The sequence below is a fragment of the Pseudomonas sp. M20 genome, from assembly GCF_045037865.1.
GTDB lineage: Bacteria > Pseudomonadota > Gammaproteobacteria > Pseudomonadales > Pseudomonadaceae > Aquipseudomonas.
On sequence record NZ_CP173611.1, the window covers coordinates 5,893,045 to 5,912,430 of the forward strand.

20 protein-coding genes are annotated in these 19,386 nt (G+C 53.3%); 18 read left to right on the plus strand and 2 right to left on the minus strand.

The features are described from left to right. Positions 1–5 precede the first annotated feature (5 nt). The 16 genes from tssI to ACI514_RS26155 all read left to right on the plus strand — a co-directional run bounded on the left by tssI (position 6) and on the right by ACI514_RS26155 (position 13,687). Positions 6–2,453, plus strand: coding sequence for a type VI secretion system tip protein TssI/VgrG (gene tssI, locus ACI514_RS26080; RefSeq protein ID WP_405122644.1), 2,448 nt, complete (start codon positions 6–8; stop codon positions 2,451–2,453). An 11-nt stretch (positions 2,454–2,464) separates the two neighbouring features. After that, entirely contained in the window at positions 2,465–4,222 is a 1,758-nt protein-coding gene (locus ACI514_RS26085; protein WP_212620771.1) for a peptidoglycan-binding protein, read from the plus strand. Between the two features lie 2 nt (positions 4,223–4,224). After that, positions 4,225–4,731, plus strand: a complete 507-nt coding sequence (locus ACI514_RS26090; RefSeq protein WP_405122645.1) for a hypothetical protein — start codon at positions 4,225–4,227, stop codon at positions 4,729–4,731. A gap of 14 nt (positions 4,732–4,745) precedes the next feature. Next, positions 4,746–5,522, plus strand: a complete 777-nt coding sequence (locus tag ACI514_RS26095; protein ID WP_405122646.1) for a hypothetical protein — start codon at positions 4,746–4,748, stop codon at positions 5,520–5,522. A 307-nt stretch (positions 5,523–5,829) separates the two neighbouring features. Beyond that, on the plus strand, positions 5,830–6,759 hold the full coding sequence (locus ACI514_RS26100; protein WP_405122647.1) for a tetratricopeptide repeat protein: 930 nt from the start codon (positions 5,830–5,832) through the stop codon (positions 6,757–6,759). 38 nt (positions 6,760–6,797) lie between these two features. Further along, positions 6,798–7,259: an XAC2610-related protein gene (locus tag ACI514_RS26105; protein ID WP_405122648.1), complete on the plus strand. Its 462-nt coding sequence runs from the start codon at positions 6,798–6,800 to the stop codon at positions 7,257–7,259. A 20-nt stretch (positions 7,260–7,279) separates the two neighbouring features. Beyond that, positions 7,280–8,644: a lysozyme inhibitor LprI family protein gene (locus ACI514_RS26110; RefSeq protein WP_405122649.1), complete on the plus strand. Its 1,365-nt coding sequence runs from the start codon at positions 7,280–7,282 to the stop codon at positions 8,642–8,644. Between the two features lie 138 nt (positions 8,645–8,782). Then, a complete protein-coding gene (locus tag ACI514_RS26115) occupies positions 8,783–9,271 on the plus strand; it encodes a cell division protein (RefSeq protein WP_160059936.1) in 489 nt (162 codons plus the stop codon). Continuing rightward, positions 9,264–10,016: a hypothetical protein gene (locus tag ACI514_RS26120; protein WP_238785182.1), complete on the plus strand. Its 753-nt coding sequence runs from the start codon at positions 9,264–9,266 to the stop codon at positions 10,014–10,016. Before ACI514_RS26115 ends, ACI514_RS26120 begins: the two co-directional genes overlap by 8 nt. Positions 10,017–10,104: 88 nt before the next feature. Beyond that, positions 10,105–10,560, plus strand: coding sequence for a hypothetical protein (locus tag ACI514_RS26125; RefSeq protein WP_405124245.1), 456 nt, complete (start codon positions 10,105–10,107; stop codon positions 10,558–10,560). Between the two features lie 4 nt (positions 10,561–10,564). Then, complete coding sequence (locus tag ACI514_RS26130) at positions 10,565–10,936, plus strand: hypothetical protein (protein WP_150729002.1); 372 nt, start codon at positions 10,565–10,567, stop codon at positions 10,934–10,936. A 19-nt stretch (positions 10,937–10,955) separates the two neighbouring features. Next, complete coding sequence (locus tag ACI514_RS26135; RefSeq protein WP_150706265.1) at positions 10,956–11,504, plus strand: hypothetical protein; 549 nt, start codon at positions 10,956–10,958, stop codon at positions 11,502–11,504. Positions 11,505–11,542: 38 nt separating this feature from the next. Next, the gene (locus ACI514_RS26140) at positions 11,543–11,671 is read left to right on the plus strand and encodes a hypothetical protein (protein ID WP_256586220.1); all 129 of its coding nucleotides are present in this window, start codon (positions 11,543–11,545) and stop codon (positions 11,669–11,671) included. Positions 11,672–11,673: 2 nt separating this feature from the next. Next, positions 11,674–12,747, plus strand: coding sequence for a tetratricopeptide repeat protein (locus ACI514_RS26145; RefSeq protein WP_405124246.1), 1,074 nt, complete (start codon positions 11,674–11,676; stop codon positions 12,745–12,747). A 57-nt stretch (positions 12,748–12,804) separates the two neighbouring features. Beyond that, positions 12,805–13,245 (plus strand): hypothetical protein, encoded by a 441-nt coding sequence (locus tag ACI514_RS26150; RefSeq protein ID WP_405122650.1) that lies wholly within the window; start codon positions 12,805–12,807, stop codon positions 13,243–13,245. 280 nt (positions 13,246–13,525) lie between these two features. Beyond that, positions 13,526–13,687, plus strand: a complete 162-nt coding sequence (locus ACI514_RS26155) for a hypothetical protein (RefSeq protein WP_007920325.1) — start codon at positions 13,526–13,528, stop codon at positions 13,685–13,687. Between the two features lie 114 nt (positions 13,688–13,801). On the opposite strand, the gene ACI514_RS26160 is transcribed toward ACI514_RS26155, so the two are convergent. Further along, the gene (locus ACI514_RS26160) at positions 13,802–14,173 is read right to left on the minus strand and encodes a DUF6124 family protein (RefSeq protein WP_405122651.1); all 372 of its coding nucleotides are present in this window, start codon (positions 14,171–14,173) and stop codon (positions 13,802–13,804) included. 519 nt (positions 14,174–14,692) lie between these two features. Here ACI514_RS26160 and ACI514_RS26165 point away from each other — a divergent pair. After that, on the plus strand, positions 14,693–15,076 hold the full coding sequence (locus ACI514_RS26165) for a hypothetical protein (protein ID WP_007920327.1): 384 nt from the start codon (positions 14,693–14,695) through the stop codon (positions 15,074–15,076). Between the two features lie 191 nt (positions 15,077–15,267). Then, the gene (locus ACI514_RS26170) at positions 15,268–17,880 is read left to right on the plus strand and encodes a hypothetical protein (RefSeq protein WP_405122652.1); all 2,613 of its coding nucleotides are present in this window, start codon (positions 15,268–15,270) and stop codon (positions 17,878–17,880) included. A gap of 64 nt (positions 17,881–17,944) precedes the next feature. Here ACI514_RS26170 and ACI514_RS26175 read toward each other — a convergent pair whose 3' ends face one another. Beyond that, positions 17,945–19,345, minus strand: a complete 1,401-nt coding sequence (locus ACI514_RS26175) for an aminoacyl-tRNA deacylase and HDOD domain-containing protein (protein WP_405122653.1) — start codon at positions 19,343–19,345, stop codon at positions 17,945–17,947. Positions 19,346–19,386 lie beyond the last annotated feature (41 nt).

The window sequence follows — 19,386 nt, forward strand, 5'->3', positions numbered from 1 at the left end:
ACTTTATGTTCAACCCAGCTAACGAAACCCACTTCAGCCTCAAGGTCGAAGACTACGTCGGCGACCTGCAAGTGCTGTCGTTCACCGGCACCGAAGGCATCAGCCAGCCGTATCGCTTCGACCTCGAACTGGTCAGCGAGAACCCGGATCTGGACCTCGAACAACTGCTGCACAAGCAGGCATTTCTGGCGTTCGATCCACAAGGCTCGGGCATCCACGGCCAGATCTACCGAGTTGCTCAAGGCGATGCCGGCAAGCGCCTGACCCGCTACAAAGTGTCGATGGTGCCGCAACTGCAATACCTGCATCACCGCACCAACCAGCGCATCTACCAACAGATGTCGGCGCCGAAAATCATCGCGCTGATCCTCGAAGAACATGGCATCAAGGGCAACGCTTACAACTTCCAGCTCAGCCAGCCGTGCCCGGATCGCGACTACTGCGTGCAGTACGACGAAACCGACCTGCACTTCGTCCAGCGCCTGTGCGAGGAGGAGGGGATTCACTATCACTTCCAGCACAGCGACAAAGGCCATCTGCTGGTGTTCGGCGACGACCAGACCGTGTTCCGCAAACTCGGTCAGCCCACCGCGTATGTGCAGGGTAGCGGCATGGTCGCCGAAGAACCGGTGATCAAAGGCTTCAAGCTGCGCCTGGAAACCCGCACCAGCCGCACCACCCGCCGCGACTACGACTTCGAAAAACCGCGCCTGCAAATGGAAGCTGCGTACAAACCCGAAGGCGCTCTCGATAGCAAAGACGCCGAACCAGATCTGGAAGACTACGACTACCCCGGCTGCTTCATCGACCGCGCCCGTGGCAAGTTCCTCAGCCAGCGCGCCCTCGAACGCCACCGCGCCGACTACCGTCAGGCCGAAGGTCGCGGCGACCAGACCAAACTGGTCAGCGGCCACTTCATGGAAATGTCCGACCACCCGCGCACCGAGTGGAACGACCTGTGGCTGCTCACTGAACTCTTCCACGAAGGCAAACAGCCGCAAGTCCTCGAAGAAGGCGTGACCAGCGACACCACCGACAACAAAGACGACTTCCACCAAGGCTACCGCAACACCTTCCTCGCCACCCCGTGGGACGTGTTCTACCGTCCGGCCCTCGAACACCCGAAACCGCGCGTGCTCGGCAGCCAGACCGCCATGGTCACCGGCCCCAAAGGCGAAGAAATCCACTGCGACCAATACGGCCGCATCAAAGTCCAGTTCCACTGGGACCGCGAAGGCCAGGCCGACGACAAAACCAGCTGCTGGCTGCGCGTCTCCAGCTCCTGGGCCGGCGACCGCTACGGCGCCATCTCCATCCCGCGTATCGGCATGGAAGTCCTCGTCACCTTCCTCGAAGGCGACCCCGACCAACCGCTGGTGACCGGCTGCCTGTACCACAAGGAAAACCCGGTGCCGTATGCACTGCCGGCGAACAAGACTCGCAGTGTGTTCAAAACCCTTAGCTCTCCGGGGGGCGGTGGCTACAACGAGCTGCGCATCGAAGACAAGAAAGGTGCGGAGCAGATCTACATTCATGCGCAGCGCGATTGGGATGAAAACGTAGAGCATGATCAGAAGATTCGGGTCGGGAATGAACGTCATGACACGGTGGTTAAGAACACTTACACCGAGCTGAAGGCTGAAGAACACCGCACCACCATCAGCGATCGCAAAGTTGAAGCGAAGCTGGATGATCACCTGACGGTGGGGCAGAACCAGCATGTGAAGCTGGGGACTGCGCAGCTGACGAGTGTGGGGAAAGAGATTCACCTCAAGGCTGGGGACAAGATTGTTATTGAGGCGGGGACGGAGCTGACCATTCTTGGGGGTGGGAGCTTTATCAAGCTCGATGGCGGTGGGGTTACGGTGGTTGGGCCGGTGGTGAAGATTAATGCTGGCGGGTCGGCTGGGTCGGGGACCGGGATCGGGATTAAGCCGCCGGTGCTTCCGGGGGCGGCGGATAAGGATAAGGCGGGGAGTTTGATGGATCAGGCGTTATTGAATGCGCCGCCACCTCCTCCGCCAGCATCCGAGAAAAAGAGCTTCCGAATTCAGATGAAGCGTCCCTATGAGAAAAAGGGAATCGGAGGCCAACCGTATGTGTTGGAGGTTGATGGAGTGACCTATAAAGGCACAACCACTGCGGATGGTTTTATAGATCAACCAGTTCCTCCAGCCGCAAAAAAAGGGAAACTTACGTTTTATCCATTTGGAACAGATTCTCAGCCGTGGATTTGGGAGCTTGACTTAAGTGCGCAATCCGACGCTTCGGACATTAAGGGACTCCAGTCTAGGTTAAAGAATCTTGGGTTTTATAATGGGAAGATAGATGGTGAGAACGGCCCGAAAACTAAATATGCCACTCGTTGTTTCCATCGCTCTTGCGAAATAACAGACAAAGATTATCTATTGGCTGCTGATATCAAGCGGCTCCAAGAACAGCACATTGCTTGAGGGAGCAAGGAATGACCTATGGTAATTTTGACCTCCGCCGTGGAGATCACGATGGAAAACCTGCGCAAAATAAGCCTCCACGATGGGGGGGGAATGACAATCCCGTTTTAACTGTGCTTAATGCCGAAACAACAGCAGCGTTTTTAGGGAGTAGTGCAGCGCTCGCTGTTCCTGAGCATGTTAGAAAACTTCAAGAGGATCTAGTTGCACTAGGTTTCTCGATAGTTGGAAAGCCGGACGGCGGATTTGGTGCGCGCACTGGTTGGGCTGTTAGAGAGTTTCAAATATATGCATCTATGAATAAGGTCGCCTGTGTAAGACCGGAAAAGCAGGGGCAACTGTTACTGGATCAGGCAGGATCTCCAGTAAAAATAAACAATTTAGATGTGTATTTTGATAGTTCTGCAGCGATTGTGGCGCAGGCGGGGAAGGCTCCTAGTGTAACCGGCTCTACAATCTCTCCAGCAAGTTATTACGTTGACAGTCTTCAGTCTGTAGATAATTCCGAGAAGTACGATGGGCCAATAAGCGGAGTGGTGAATGAGAAGACAAGGGCAGCTATAGAACATTGGCTTGATAATGATTACAGATGTCCTGTTGTTTTCGAAGCTTGGACCCTGGCCCAGGGTGCTAGAACTAATTTGGCTGCGGCTGGTTGTAATATTTGGGCCGATAAAGACTTTACTGTTGGAGCTCCGCGAGTATTAGTGAGGGATTTTACTGATTATTTTGAATTTCCGGCAGGGAAGAATCAATCAGACTATCAATCTGTAGGGTATTACGAATCAAGTGGGTTTGGTGGACCTAATGCTACAAAGGCGCATAGTTGGTCTCCTGAAGCAGAAATGTCGGTTAAAAATATTACTGGTGCTGAAGTCAATTCAACGCAACTTAATACAGCCGCGTTATCAACATACCGTACCGTCCGAGTTGTAGCAGAAGCTGAATGCTTTGGGCGTTTTGATGTATTGAATGCGTGGGATAATGCGTTGATCTCCGCAGGGCCATGTCACTGGACTATGGGTTTGTTTAAAAGTGGAAAGTATGGCAAGGGAGAGCTTGTAGGGTTTATTGCTTATCTGAAAAATAAAAGTAATGAAGCTTTCAATAAGGCATTCGGTAATTTTGGTCTTTATCCAATACATGATTGGGGTAGCTCGAGTTTGTATTCTGATGAAGTGAAGACTTATTCCGGTTGGGTTAAGTTGACGAATGACACCTTTGTCAAAGGTCAAGATGCTCATGCAGATACCGAATTTGATGAGTTAGCGAAAACGAAAGAAGAGGCGCACTATTTAAAGACTTGGCATTGGTTCTACAGGATGAGCATGTCGGGCCGGACTCTACAGGATTACAAGACTGCGATGTGGTCGATGGCTAAAGTTCGAGTGACGGATATCTTAAAAAAAGAAGTCACTTTTCATGTCGGAGCCACTACTGTAAATAGTACCTTAGGCAAAGTCTTTACTTCGGAGAAGTCTGTGGCTATTCTTCTTCGGTGGCATGTATTTCGGCCATCTCATGTCGTACATGATGACTTTGAAAAAATCACCCCTGTCATACAGCAGGCAATAAACGGTACTGCCGGAGTTAACTGGTCGGGTGCGGTGTCTAGTTGGGGGGATGCACATGAAACAGCTTTAACAGCGAAGTTGTTAGCGGCTGCGGCTGTAATTAACTCTACGATCACCACGAGCATCAACTTTGGTGCGAATCAGCCTCAGGGCTCCGTCAGGACAGGTAGGAATACCTTTGTATTGGAAGTTTAATTGTGAGATATTTTTTTGCTTTTCTAATATTTTCTCCTGTAGTTAGCGCTGCCACTATTGATGTATGTGATGCTCCGGGAGGAGCGAAGCATTTTATTTCACAATGGTCTGATGGTGGAGAAAATATAGATGTATTGTCGAGAGTAAATGGCGAAAAATTTTCCGTCCAAGAGGGGAAGGTGGTTTATAACGGCGATCTCAATGGTGATGGTGTTAAGGACTTTATATTTTCTTCCTATGATAGCGAAGGTTCTAGCAAGGAAATGACTTATGGATTTCTAATTCAGTGTAAGGGTTATTTGAAATTCGTTGGAGGTGATTATTTTGCTAGAGTTGAGGTCTTAGAGAAGTCTCCTGTGGCTGCGGGCGGGTTTAAAGACATTCAGGTCTACTCCTATCAAAGAGATGGCGATGGGAATATTCGCTATAAAGGGAAGCAAGCGTTAACTACGCCTCATGCGTGGACATTTAATTCGGAAACCAAAAAATATGAAGGTAAATCAGAATAGTTAATTGAGAAAAGGTGACGGATTTATTTGCGGTGTTGCGCTCAGCGGCTTTGATTTTGGTGCGGCGTATAAATAGATCTGTTCCGTATATTCGGATTCAAACAGGTTCTAGTTTGCGGGGTGAAATGGGGACAGACCACGGTTTTAGTAATTGCCCGAAAAACGTGGTCTGTTCCATTTTTTCCTCAAAAGGATATATAAAGTTGAAAAAATATTTAACTCTATTTAATCGGCATTTTATTCCGTTTGTAGCTTTTGGCTTCGTAGCGTCCAATGTGTTTGCGGATGCCGCACCCACAATAGGTGAATTCCATCCTACGGTAGTAGCCTCTTTGGGCGAAGAAAAGATCGCTGTATTTTTTTTGAAAAATAGTCTGAAGGCGATAGCTAAAGAAGAGCATGTTGCCGATGCTGAAATATATTACTCATCATTGAGCTCCGGTAAACCCTCTCTAAACTATGTTTGGAAGGTTGAGGGGGATCAGATCGCTTCTGTATTTTTCTACGAGTGGAAGTCTCCTGCGAGAGCCGGAAAATCTATGTTTGTGTTGACAAAAAGAAAATTGTCGAACTCGGCATTTGACGGTTTTGCTTATTCGGTAATGGAATTTCCAATAAGGAGAAATGGCAGAAGTGTATCCTTGCTTCATTTTAGTGGCGATTTGCCTGACCCAGCTCTAGATAACTGTATGGAGGGGGCAGATCTGGTTACGGGAAATAAAGTGGTCTGTGCTTATAAAGATGCGGCTAGCATTAAAAATTACTTTGGCTTGCAGGACAAAAAATATTAAAAATTGTGCGCGCGGCAATAGAGAAAACGGGGCGGTTCATTTTTAGCTGAATCCGTCCCGTGTATCCTCTTGCGGTGTTACTTCCTGCTTCACCGCCATCTATTCTTCCAGATGATCCAGCGCATACGTCACCACATTGGCAATTTAAGTCAGGTGGTAAAGGGGGCTGGTAAAGGGGGCGGATTTATTTATCCGTTTGTTTTATCGTTGAGCCCAAATAAATCTGTCTCCTTTGTTGTCCATTTTTATTTTCAGCGGCTAAACAATACGCCGAACCGGGCATAGTTGCACTTGAGGGGACCTTAGAATGAGGGTGGTAGCTTTTTTAGTTTTCGCGCTCCTGGCGTCAGTGGTCAATGCGAGCTCTAGCTGCGAGGCTGACCTGAATGGGGATGGAATCTGCGATCCGTATGGTGTTAGACCACTTGAGGATGACGGTACAATTTCGCGAATTACTATAGATATTGGTGGTGGTAATAAGTCAGTTTCGGGGGTTTTTGAACTTGGAGACGGTGGGTTATCTGTAGGTTATCTACCAGGTGAGTTTTCGTTGTTACTGGATTTTTATACTCGTAATACTGATCTTACGCAGTATAGTTTTAAATGGAATTCTGCGCGGAAAGACTGGGTTCTCTATAAAAAATCTACTTGGGCGGAACCTAGTAGAAATGAAAAATATACCTTGGGTGGTGAGAAGGTACCAGTTGAAGCACTATTTCCGCAAAAGTTTAATGTTCAGCGTGTGGCGTGTTGCACCCTGTTTTCTCAGTTCTCCGAAAATGGGCCCGATTTTAGCTATTTGAGTAATGAGGATCAGCTTGCAGAAATCAGGAAAGACTTCAAATATATTCTTGGTAAGCTTCCTCAGGGCGAAAAAGGAGAATTATTTTATGGGCTCGATGATAGCGGTAACAAGGTAAGGAGGAGTATTCCTCAAGAGCTGGTGTATGAGCTAACGTTGATAATTTCCAATGATAATGTCGGGCCTCTAAATGACTATGCTTATTATTTGTATCGTAGCAAAAACAATGTTTTAGCTGCTTTGCTTTTGAGGGGGATTCATAAAAAGTTTCCGGAGAGAGTCGTTGCAACATTGAATTTGGCAGATGCTTATTGGGATATCGGAATGAAGTCCGACGCATGTCCGCTTTATAAGGAATACATCGCTAAAATGACAATGAACGGAAAGGGTGAACGTATTCCGCAGGCAGCGAAATCTCGAGAAAACTGCAATTGAGACGAGCCGCGTTTCACGGGGAGGAGTAGGGCGAGCACATGCAATTCAAAACTCTAGCGGTATCACTGCTCGGCCTGATGTGGACGATCCCGGCGTTAGCCGAAACCACCACGTTCAGCCCAACCAAAGGCGTCGACGCGACGCTGGTTCTCGAAGGCTCCAAACTGAACATCGCGGTTAAAAGCGAAGCGCACAGCGAGTCGCGGACAATCGATTTTGAAGCCGAAAACGAACTCCACGTGCAGTTCGACGATTTCAATTTCGACGGCGCCCAGGATTTCGCGATCTGGCAACTCGATGACGGCATGGGCACTTACCACTACTACCGGGTGTTCATTTATCAAGCCAAAACCGGCACGGTTGAAGAGTTACAGCCGGACTGCGGCGATGGTTTCGTTAACCTGCGCGTCGACAAAAAACGCAAAGCGTTGCTCAGCACTTACTGGGAAATGAACATCCCCAAGCAATGCATCACCCGATTCACCGAACGCAAAACCTGAATGACTCAAGGATGAACACAGTGAACCGTTTTGTTTTAACCCTGCTGGCCGTATTGCTGCCGGCTTCAGCTGCCTATGCGCAGGACGACTGCAGCCATGTCACCTCAAGTCTGGAAATGGTGCCCTGCTCGGAGGCGGCGAAGAAGGCTGCCGATACGCAGTTGAATGTCAGCTACAAGCAGCTAATGACGCGACTTGAGTCTGACTATCGAGCAGATCCGGCATTGGGCGCGGAATACGCGGCGAAGGTTAAAGAGTCGCAACGTGCGTGGTTGAAATTGCGCGATGCCAACTGCCCTTTGGAGGCGTTCGAGATCGAGACTGGGATGCCAGCGCATGTGTTTGCCGTTAACTCGTGTATCGCCAGAATGAGTCGTGAGCGTTCGGCGTACCTGGACAAGATTGTCCCTGCTCTTGCATCCGACAAGAACGCTTCGGCGGCTTCCACTAGCGACGCTTGCCCCTCGGAGGAGTTCGCGCCTTTCCTGACTGCGTTTTCCGCCAACAGCGAATCACAACGCCGCCTCACTGCAATGACGGTCAAGTCCCTGGTGTTGAAACCGGTGGCGGGAAAGGATCGAAGTACCTTTGAACCTTCGACCTCCGGTGTTAGTGGAACAACGTTCACCTACCCGCTGATGGCCGCCATTACACCCGGCAAGACACCTGGAGTCGAGATCGAAGAGGTCGACGACAGTCACGTCAACGTTGTGGACAAACGGGCGGGCAACAGCAATATCAAGATCTTCAACTTCTCTCGTCAGGCGTGCTGGGTGCTTGAGGGGATTGAGGATTGGTCGATCAGTGAGAAGGATCTTGTCGCAACAGAGAACCCGGGAATGAGCCGCGCCGAAAACTTCTGTTATCAGCGTGCCGAAGCGTTAGGTGGGCTGGGGTTTCTTGAGCAATACCCGCTGACTGTGGAGTTGATTGAAGCGTCGCTGGAAAATTTCGTGTGTGCTGCAGAGTCGGGTGATGCACAGGCGAGCCTGTCGGCGGCAAGCCTGAGTCTTTCGCAAATGGCGTCTCAGTTGGAAACGAGCAAGGTAGAGGCGTTGTTCAAAGCGGCCTCGAAAATACCAAGTGGCGCGCTGGCCTATGCCACGTTTCTTTGTTCAGGAAACTCCACCGACTATAACGGCCCTTGCCTCCATCCCGAGCAGGCGAAAGAGCAGGTCATTCGGGCGATCACCATGGGTTCCACAGACGCGATGAATTATCTGGCCTCGACCTTTGAAGGTGGCGAGCTTGGAACGAAGGATATGTCCCGAGCGTTAGCCTGTTATCAGATGGCGGCTGACAAAGGTAATCAGTTGGGCATCTTCAACGTGGGGCGATTGGGATCGCAGGGCGCTGAACCGATCAAAGCCAGTCACTGCATCTGAAATGCCGGGTCATGTCTGATGCGTTTTCGCAGTCGTTGAGTCTGAATCCGTCGGGTAAAACGTTTAGTTTTTGAGCATCTGACGACCACCATTTTCCTTTAAACTCCACACCCCCAAGGAATGCGCTCAGGACACGGAATGCCAGCCCCCTCGACCTCGCTTCGCCCCGCGCTAGTGCTCTGGCTATACGCCGCCGCAATCGTGCACATTCTCGCCGGACTCACCCTGACCTGGGCCGGGCATTCCGGTTTACTCGACGGCTATCTGCACGTTCTCGAACTGTCGTTCTGGGGCACCGACGCAGTACCCACCGCCGGCCACGAACAACAAGTCTGGTGGCTCGCGCTGTTCGGCGCGACGTTGCAAAGCTATTCGTTGTACATGCTCGCGTTGGTGCACTTGGGCAATCGCTTGAAAGCCCCGGCAGTGTGGGGCTGGTTGAGCGCCGGCATCCTGTTATGGGCGCCGCAGGACATGTGGCTCTCGGCGCAAAAGGAAGTTTGGTCGCACCTGTGGCTTGACGGTTTTGCGCTGCTCGCATTGTTGCCGCCGCTATTTTGGCTCTATCGACATGACTGTCGGAAAGGCATTTGCGAGATCGTATCGAGCGACCCGAGCCGTGGCTGATGTATCACCGATAAGTCTCATAAAACCTCGATACCTACGCGGACTGCTGTTTGGTTTTGCACTCACGCAGGTTAATCATGCAATTGCCGACAAGACCGTGTTGGTCGGTAATGCTTCCGGTCAATCGCAGGCGGCTAAAGGGCCAATCACCGCTTTGGTCGTGATGACACCCTGCCGGTTTTCCATGACGCTTACGCAAGATCAATGGCTGCAGTTCAATTCGCCTGATCTGGTATTCGTTGCGACAAAACAACTTCCCAACACATTGAACGCGCCGCAGTTGTGGCAGGCGTCAAGCTCAAACAGCGCTGAGTGGAATTTCGAAAAGTCAGCAGGTCTGAGCGAGCCATGGTTTGGTGTTATGTGTGAAAACGCGGGGAATTTTTCCGCCCTCACTGCTCAGAAGTTGCCGTCTGATGACTCGATTGAGGTGCAGCTGTTGCGTGAAGCCAACAACCTCAAGTGTCCGGCAACTTTGACTGATCACGGCTGGAGCCCGACATTGTTGGCGGGGGATCCGCAAACCTACACGTTCGAGTCGCTGGAGGGGACAAAGTCGTCAGGATTCATCATCGGTTATCACGATAAAAGTCGACGTCTGTTCAGTCGCATCACCTTCTGCCTTATGCATAACGAACAGGTGCTGATTGGTTCGGCAGAGTCGGGCTCATCAGCCCCGTTGGCGATAAGCGCTGAGGGATTTGAAAAAATCAAAACAGCAGTGCGGAGCATCACCTTCGAGTGAGGATGTTGATGATGCATTGCATAGATGGAGCTACAGCGTGAAAGGATTTTCAGTTCTTCTCGGCAGCTTGATATTGGCTGCCGCGTCCATGGCATTCGCTGCCGATCCAACCTTCAAGGATTACACCGTCACGCCAGTTTTAACCGGCCCCAACCATAAGCTGGTGCCGCAAGAGAACAGCAGCCCAATGATGGATCAGACACGGGTGCAAGCCCTGAAAGGCAAGGTCAACTTCGCCGGCCATTACATCCTGCACAGGCTCGGTTGTGGCGGTAGCGCCATTTGCGGCGAAGTGCTGGACGCTCAGACTGGGGAAGTCGTTGGCGGTCTGCCCAATGCTTACGACGGCAGCACGTTCGGCATGGTTTACCAGCCCGAGAGCCGCTTGATCATCGTGTCCGGCATCACGCTCGACGGTGAAGAAGATGCGCAGGGGAATGCGTTGGAAAGTGGTAACCGGGATCGTTACTACGAGTTTGTGAACAATGAATTTCGACTGCTGAGCATGACCGACGTGGAATCGTCGCCGATGGATGAGGAGTGAGTGGATGAACCGGTTTTTCATTCGGCCTGTGCTGATTGCGCTTTCGCTTTTACCTCATTCACTGCCCGCGATTGCCAGCGAAGGGAGTTGCTACGGCTACCTTACTGAGCTTGTCAGGAGCAGCGATTTTCCGTTTCGTTATGTCGGCAAGGACAAGGTCAATTTGCTGATCGACGAGGATGACGGTGAAGTAGTGCGCGCTCAGCTGTTTTTCGACACCGACGGAACCGGAACAATCGGCTGGATCAAATACACCCCGGCCACCCGTGTATTGCTCAATAGTTCGGCGGAGTTGGAGGAGCCAGTGGCATTGTCATTCGATGCCAAGTTTGCGGACGGTTATGCAAAGTGCCTGACAAAACAAAAGGCCGGCTAACGGCGAAAAGGATTTCTCAATGAATCAGCTTTTGTTCGCCGGGAGCCTGGCATGGTTGTTCTCTTCCCCAGCCTTCGCCACGCCGACGGATGCTTACACCCAACGCGATGTCATGCAGTGCGGCGGTGTTGAAGTGGTGTTGGTGTCGTCCTGCCGATCGGTGACGGTGGATGGTGCGCAAACCCACGTCATCCCGGTTTGCTCTGACCAAACCATCAACATCGGCGGCAAAGTGCTTCGTCGCGATATCAGCAAAGTTTCACAACTCACTTCCGACGGTGCGAAGACGAAAATGTTGAGCAATGTTGTTGTGGCGATGGATTGCGTGGAAGGCACCAAGGGCAGTCTTGTTTCGATAGGCGGATATGGCGGTTGTGGTGCCTGCGCGGAGTGGCATGGGTATTACTCGACAGCAGGGCGATTGGAGCAATACAGCTTCGATAATAACCAACGCTCTTTTGGCTCGAAGGGATCTCGGGAAGAGCTGATCAAGGCCTATGGCGTTACGAAGAGACAGTTAATGTCAGAAAGCCCGGTGGTGAAGAGGATCGTCTATGGCCAGCCTTAAGTGGGTGTTGATGATCAGCAGTTTGTTCAGCGCTACCAATGTCTCGGCAAGAAGAAGCGCAGCGTTATTACCGCGAATACCGCGACGCGATGAGTGCCGCCGGTAAAGCGCAGAAGATTCCGCAACGCGTCGTTGAGCGATCTGAAATTCAGGGACTGAAACAGTGAATATGTTCTTCCGCTTTATCGTGTTGAGCCTTGGGCTGCTAACCACTTCATGCGCGCTTGCTGCGCCCCAAGTCCTGAAGGAAATTCCGGCTAGCTTGCTGGGTGATGCATCACGTCAAAAGGTGTTTGTGCTGGCGGGTGATGCGGACGAAGTTTCTAACCGATTGTTGATTGCGCCGGAACAAGCGCGTGACGAGGACATATTGCTCGATACGTCGAAGGCGCTGCCTCTGATCAAGAGTCAGTACTCGTCTGCGCTTCAGGGTGTCTTCAGCGTCCATGTACTCAAAGGTCGCCCTGGCGTCATGACTGTCATTGATCCGCAGGCTGAGGAAGCTGTGGTCAAGCAGCCGTTCGTTGAGGCTGGGGATTACATCGCGCTGGTAACCAGCGAGGAAGATAACGCGGTTTACAACTTCAACCTGTTGTTCGCCTTCAACAGAGGTTCAAAGCAGTTTGAGCTGAAAGCTCTGCTGGAAGTGGCGAACAACGACTCCTGTGACCGGTCGCTTGTCAGCGTAGTGGAGTTGCCGGTGCAGACGTTGGGCCCAATAACCCTGGCCTCTTTCGATGGGCGTGAGGCGCTGCAGAAGCTGCAGGTTGCTCGTACTGGCAGTATTAAGGGCGTGAGAAAGAAATTGATGACCGTCGATTCGGCTGATTTGCTGGATATGGCGCTGGCAGCCTACCGAAAGGGTGATGACTCTTCCTTCAAGGATACGATGAGCTACGCGTTGATGGGCGGTGGCTCGCATGACACTTGTCCCCCGGATAGCTATATCGCCGCAAAGTACTACTACCCGCAGCGTCCCGGCTGGTCCAACGACCTCGGTTTTCTCCTGGGCGAGGCGGGTTACTACGCTGAGTCGATTGAGTTGCTCAATGCAGTGATTGCCAACCACTCAAACAGGACGGTTGCTTACCTGAATCTCGCTGACAGTTATTGGGCCGTGAACGATAAAGAGCGGGCGGTGGCGGCGTACAAGCAATACGCATCGCGAATGTCTGAAGCGGGAAAGGCTTCGAAAATCCCGGCGAGGGTGGGTGAGCGCAGCGCTGTGGCGCCCAAGGCGTGACAAGAGCTCGTTGAGTTGCTGTAACTGTGTGTTCTGTACCCATGAACCGCTAAAGGAATGTTCGGTTTGAAATTTTCGTCTGCATTGTTTTCCGCGTTGCTCGTTTTCGTTCCTCTGGCGGCGCATAGCGAGGTCACGACCGAGGTTTTTTGCTTCCGCTCCTACGAAGGCAAACCCATAAATTTTGAATTCCGAACCTATTACGACTCTGTCGCCAAATGGAGCGGTGCTGGCGTCAAATACAGCAAGTCAAAAAAGGCTATTGGGTTGGTTCATCGCAGTACTGAACAAGAAGAACTCGTGTATGGCCGGCCCTACCAGTACACGACAACTTGGGTTGAATTAGTTGATGGCGCACTGACAGGTGAGTATCAGATGGTCACTCAGGGTGGCCGGGTTGATGCGATGTCGTATACGAATTACAAATCCGCAAAGAAGTATTCGTTTGAAAACGATTACAACGTGGATTCGAAACCTGAAACAGGTTGCCAATGGTGAGGCAGAGAATATTCAGGAAGGGGACTTAACGTCCCTTTATGGGTAGTCAATCCCGTCTCTCCGATGCGTGATGAGTCAGCGACAGGGTTAGAGCCTGCGGTTTTCTTCGATCAGATAATCAATGTCGGAGTGTTTCCGGCGGCTATTCAAGAGCTTTCAAATATCGCTACTCTCTCGACCTTCAAAATTGCCATTGATTATCTATGTCCAAGAATCAAGGGGGCGGGTGGCGCCGGCAGACAGGGCGAACCAGTCAAATTTCGAGACCTGAGAGGTTTCCATGAAAAAGTCCAAACATGAACCTAAGCCTATGATGGCTGCCCGGTTCCAGGCCGAAGCTCGTGAAGTTTTGGCCAAGCGTTCCGATAAGCGCAGCCGCTTTCTGGATGTTGCTCTGTCCAATGGCAGTGATTTCGAGCCTGTCGGTCGCCTAGCTGGCTGAAGGTTCCGGATTTTCAAAAAAGCTGCCGTGATTGGCAGCTTTTTTTCGTCTGGGTTTTTACAGGTAGTTGCAGAAAGGGGACTTAACGTCCCCTTTTTTCATCCGCAAATCTCGCTACGGCTTGGCCGCCACGCTTCGCACTTCAATCTGGTCGAGTGTCCCTTCCACCATCAATCTCACCCCGTCCGCCATTCTGCTCAGGGCCAGTGCCACCGAGCGGCGGGAGCCGTGGAGGTCGTCGGCGAGGTCGCAGGCGATGACGCTGATGGACAGGAGGTCTTCGGAGGCGTTGGCCATGAGGGCTTCGGCGTCGGTGCCGGGGGAGAGTTTGAAGAGGCCGTTCTCGCGCTTGGGGTGTGGATCGACGGCTGGTTTGAAATGGTGGTCGAGGGCGCGCTCGGCGGCTTCGTGGAATTTCTTTGATTCCAGGGTTTCGTAGGGCGAAACGTCTGGGGATTCTGGGGGATTGGGTGTTGGTTTGATCATTCGGTCTTACTCCAGTTTAAGGAGCCGACACCGTTTCGCTCGCACTTCGAAAGTGGTGGCAGCTGTGCATAGGTGTGCAAGACCGGTGGAGTAACCCGGCAGACCCGAAGGTCTCCCATACACAGCTGCCATAACGATCCGCGAGCATAGGAAAACGCTCGGCGAATTGCCATAACCAATGTGTACTCCAACCGGACTTGCACGTCCGTATCGCCAATCTGCGGCGACACACAGAGCCTATCGATAGCCAGCCAACTCGCCTAGTTCATGGACAGCCCCGCACGTTGCAGGAAATTTCTCATAGATTCGCGGGCCGGAAGATCAAAAGATCGCAGGCTTCGCCAGCTCCTACAGGGATGTGTTTCAACAGGTGTAGGACGTTGCCTGCGGAATCGTGACTTGGCGGTCATCGTGCGGGAAATGGTCCGCATCCTCTTCCAACAGTGTCAGATACTGGCGTTATCGTCCGAATCCCTTACACTGCCCCGGCCGTTCATTTTCCCTTTTGAGGCTGTGCGCATGAAATTTCGTTTTCTTCTGTGGATGATGGGTTTGTTGATGGGTAAGGCCAGCCGGACAAATCCTGCGTTCCAGCAGCAGTTGGGTGACAAGGATCTGGTGTTTCAGCTGCAGACGCTGGATGGGAAAGTGGCGCGGCATTTCGTGGTCAAGGATCAGCGCATCACCAGCAAGTCTGGCGTAGTGGCAGAGCCGGCGTTTGCGATTGCGTTTAAAGATGCCGGTTATGGCTTTGCGACGATGCAGGCGAAGAACAAGCAGTTGGCGTTTATGCAGGGGATTCAGGACAAGTCGATCCAGCTCAAGGGGAATCCGGCGCTGGTGATGTGGTTTCAGGGGTTGATGAAGTATTTGAAGCCAAGAAAGGCTAAGGCTAAGGCTTAAGAAGGTGCTGGCTTGAACAGATCCATGCGCGCGCACTGAATAACGGTGCGCTTGTCTTGTAAGGCCATCATTGCGGCTCGTAAAGACAGCCGGACTGTCATTTCTATCAGGTGTTTTGTGCGTCATGGCGATGCTCTACTCAGGTTCCAGTTCCAGCGTTAAGGGACTCACCAACTTGATGGAACAAGCTCATGACGCAGACACACAGTATTTCTACCCCTAGGTCACTCGATCCGACATTTGCTCGCAATGGCGTGTTGACGTTACCGATACCCGGCATCGCGGGCGACGAAGCGGCGGCAGTCTTGGCGCTCCCCGATGCAAAATTACTCGTTGCGATACCTTTAACGGGCGCGAATGCTCCGGTTGCCATTGCGATGCTGAATGAAGACGGTTCGCTGGACGAGACCTTCGGTGCAGCGCGCAGAGGTTTCGTTGAAATAGCGTTGCAAGGTGCTCGGATCAGCTATGTATCCGGTCTCGATGCGCTTGAGGATGATGGTTGGCTGATACACCTTCAGTATTACTCGACTACCTCCAATGACGTTGGCCTGGCATTGGTCCGCCTGAAAAATACCGGTGAACTGAACGAAGCGTTCGGCACCAACGGGATGCGGTATATCTCCTACTACGGCAATCCCGAACCCGCTAACGCGCCGCGCAAGGCAAGTCCCCCGAACACCCGCTCCTCTGAGACTTCGCACCCTCGATCGCGGTCAGCGGCCCTGCTAGTGGGCGACAAAATCGTCCTGCTCCATTCCGTATTTTTTGATGAGGCGCCACTGCCAGTAAATGTTGTGATACGTCTGCAAGCGGATGGGTCACTCGATCAATCATTCAACGGTTCGGGCTATGTGATTCCGGAGATCGCTACATCGAGTACCGCCCACGGCATCGCCGTTCAAGCCGATGGCAAGGTGCTGGTCTGCGGTGCATACCAGGACGAATCGGGAGGCCGTGGAGTTTTTCTGGCGCGTCTGGACACAAATGGCGCACTGGACAGTCAGTTCAACGGCGGCGTGGCCGTGTTGATTCCCGACGACGAAGGCGAGAGTTTTCTGCAATCGATTTCGGTACGTGAAGGCGATGGCAGGATTATCGTCGCGGGCCGAGCCTTGCGTAGTGGCCTTGAAGGTGGGTTGATCGCTGCGTTCACGACCAGCGGCGCGGCAAACCTTGTGTTCAATGGCGGCAAGCCGCTGTTTTCGCCGTTACTGAAAGGGTTGGCGTGGACGCATGCCTCGCAGGTGGGTGGTTCGATCGTTGTTGTCGGTCACGGTGAATCAGCCATGGTGACGGCGCGTTTTCTTGCTAATGGAAAACCGGATACGGCTTTCAACGGTACGGGGCATGCGCTGTTTGAAGACAGCGCAGGGGCAGCCTTTGCGCGAGGTGTGGCCGTCATGGAGGACAGTCGGATCGTGGTGTGCATCGAGCTCTCCGTCTATGCCGATCCTTCCAGAATCCCTGGGCATTTCGTGCGCTATCTGGCGGGCACACCGTCTTTAAATAACGATCCGACCTTTGGCGAAGATGGCATCCTCAGATTTCCCTTCCTCGGGTTCTCGGGATATGACGTGAGGGCGTTGCTGGCGCTACCGCAAAATAAACTGTTGGTTGCCGTCCGCCTCTCGACGGAGGGTGCGCCCACGCGGATCGTTCGTCTGCTCGAAAACGGCGCTCTCGACACAGCTTTCGGTGGGGAAGACTCTGGCTACGTCGAGATCAGGCTGAAAGAAAGTTTTTACATGAGCCGGATCCTCGGGTTTACACCGCTGAGCGATGGCGGTTGGCTGGTTCGTGCTCAGTACACGGCAGAAGGCTCGAATTACTCGACGGGCCTGGTGCTGGTCAGACAGCGCGAGGACGGACAACCGCAAACGTCTTTCGGGGAACAAGGTGTGCTCTATCTTCCCTACGCGAAGATGGGCGGCGGCGGATATACCGGGGTGGTGCAAGCGTCTGCCAGCGGTGCCGCAGGGGGTGGCGCAGCAGGGCTGGTCGCGCAACAACTGGACGAAAAAATCGTCGTGGTCAGTAACGTTGAGGATGCTTCCGGCCGGACAAAAGGTATCGTTCTGAGGTTCGAGCCGAATGGCTCACCCGATACGACCTTCAACGGCACGGGCTTTGCGTTCGTAGAGCTTGCAGAGATTTCGCCTTCGGACATCGTTGCGCAAGCGACCGCGACCCAGGCTGACGGCGCCGTGGTGATCTGCGGCAATTACTTTGCGGTGAGTGCGCATGGCGCCTTCGTTACTCGTTTCGAGGTTACGGGCAAGATTGACACAGGCTTTGGCATCAACGGAGTTGTGGACGTGCCCCACGATCAATGGATCAGCCTGGACGTTGCGGCAATAGTCGACGACAAAATCGTTGTGGCCGGTGGTGCGGCGGTGAAGAACGTTTCTCATGGCTTGATTGCGGTGCTCAATTTCAGCGGCTCCTACAATCAGGTGTTCAATGGTGGTCAACCACTGATTTCTTCACCTGTCCCCCAAGGCGTCAGATGGTTGCATTGCGTGCCGCGTACGGACGGTTCAGTCATCGTTTGCGGTAGCAGTGGCACTGGGGCGCTTGATGAGAATCTCAGCGCGGTCACCGCACGCTTTCTGGCGGATGGTTCTCCAGACGCCTCTTTCTTTGGTTCGGGATTTACCGTTTTCAATGAAAGCGAGGGTTTCGAATACCCCCACGGCATGGCGGTAATGGTCGATGGGCGTATCGTGGTGGGCGGAGTGTATTTCACCGACTCTGGGTACGATAAAGGCTGGGTGATCCGTTACCTGGACAAGTCGGCTTAAGCCGCAGGTTGGCCCATCGCGGGCAAGCGTCGCTCCAACGGGAGGTCGCTTGCCCGCTTTGCATTCAGGCCTGGCTGAACTGCGAAGCCAGTTCGCGCAATAACACCTCGGCCTCAAGCACTTTGCTGACGACGTCATCGGCTTTGTCGCGAGTCAGGCCGACGCGTTCGAGCAGCGCATCCGGAATATCTTCATCCGGTCCAGAGCCAATCCCGCGTCCACGCAGCAGGCGCACGGCCAGGCAGACGAGGTTCGGGTATTCGGCGTAGGCGCCGTCGTAGCTTGGGTCGTGCTGGAAGCGCAGGGCGGTGGCCAGTTCGTCGGGCATGTCCCAGTAGCGCATCAGCCACGAGCCGATCTGTTCGCGGCTGATGCCGAGCAGGTGTTGCTCGATGTAGCTGTGGCACAGGTGCGGGTTGACCTCCAAGTGGCGGCAGATCAGCGAGAAGTGCGGCGGAAACACGTGGGCCAGTAGCAGGTAACCGAAGTTGTGCAGCAGACCGGCCAGATACGTCAGGCCGGCTTCCGGGCGCTGGGCGCGCGGCATGGCGCGGGTCAGGCCTTCGATGACGGCGGCGGTGTAGATCGACTGCTGCCAGTACGGCGTGGTGTGTTGCGGGTGGTCTTTGGGCAGGCTCAGGGTCTTGCCGAGGGCCAGGCCCAGCGCGAGGTTGATCACCAGATCAAAACCGAGCACGCGAACGATCGCGTCTTCCACCGAACGGATCTTGCCCGGTGACGCGTAGTACGGCGACGCCGCCCAGCTCACCACTTGTGCGGCCAGTGCCGGGTCGGTTTCGACCACGCCGGTGATGTCGTCGATGGTGGCGTTGGGGTCGACGCGCAGTTTGATGATTTTTTGCGCAGTCTCGGCCAGCGGCGGAATCTCGATGGTCGCTTCCAGCCGTTGCTGAATGCGCCGCGCTGTGAACGCCTGTACGGCCTGGGTGATTTCCTCGCGGTCATCGTCCGGGCGATCGAGGTTCGGGCGGATGCTGCTCAGGGCTTCGCCGAAATTGGCGGCGCTGGCCTTGGTCAGCATGGTCTTGAAATCTTCGCTGGCGATTTCCAGCAGCAGGCCCGGCTCGCCGGAGTTGATCAGCAGCTTCGGTTCACGCAGCAGGCTTTCTTCGTAGAGGCACGGCGAACTGGTCAGCGCTGGCAGGCCCGGCAGCAGGCTCAGGCTGTGTTTGCCGAGCATCTTTTCCAAGCGCTCGGTCGATACGGCGGTGAGGCGACGGCCCGTCAGTTCGGCGAGGCGGTTGAGGTCGAGCAATTGGCTCTGCGGAAACAGCACCATCAGCGCGCCGACGGAGTCGTCCAGCAACACGGCTTGTACCTTGCGCGAGGCATTGAGGCCGTAGTGGTCGAGCACTTCTTCGTAGGCGATGCCCAGCTTGCCTAGCAGCAGCCGAATGACAGACGGCGCGTGCGGGGATTCGGGGGCGAGAGCGGCTTCGGTCATGATCTGTATCCGTTTTTGAAACAATGGCAGGAGTATAACCA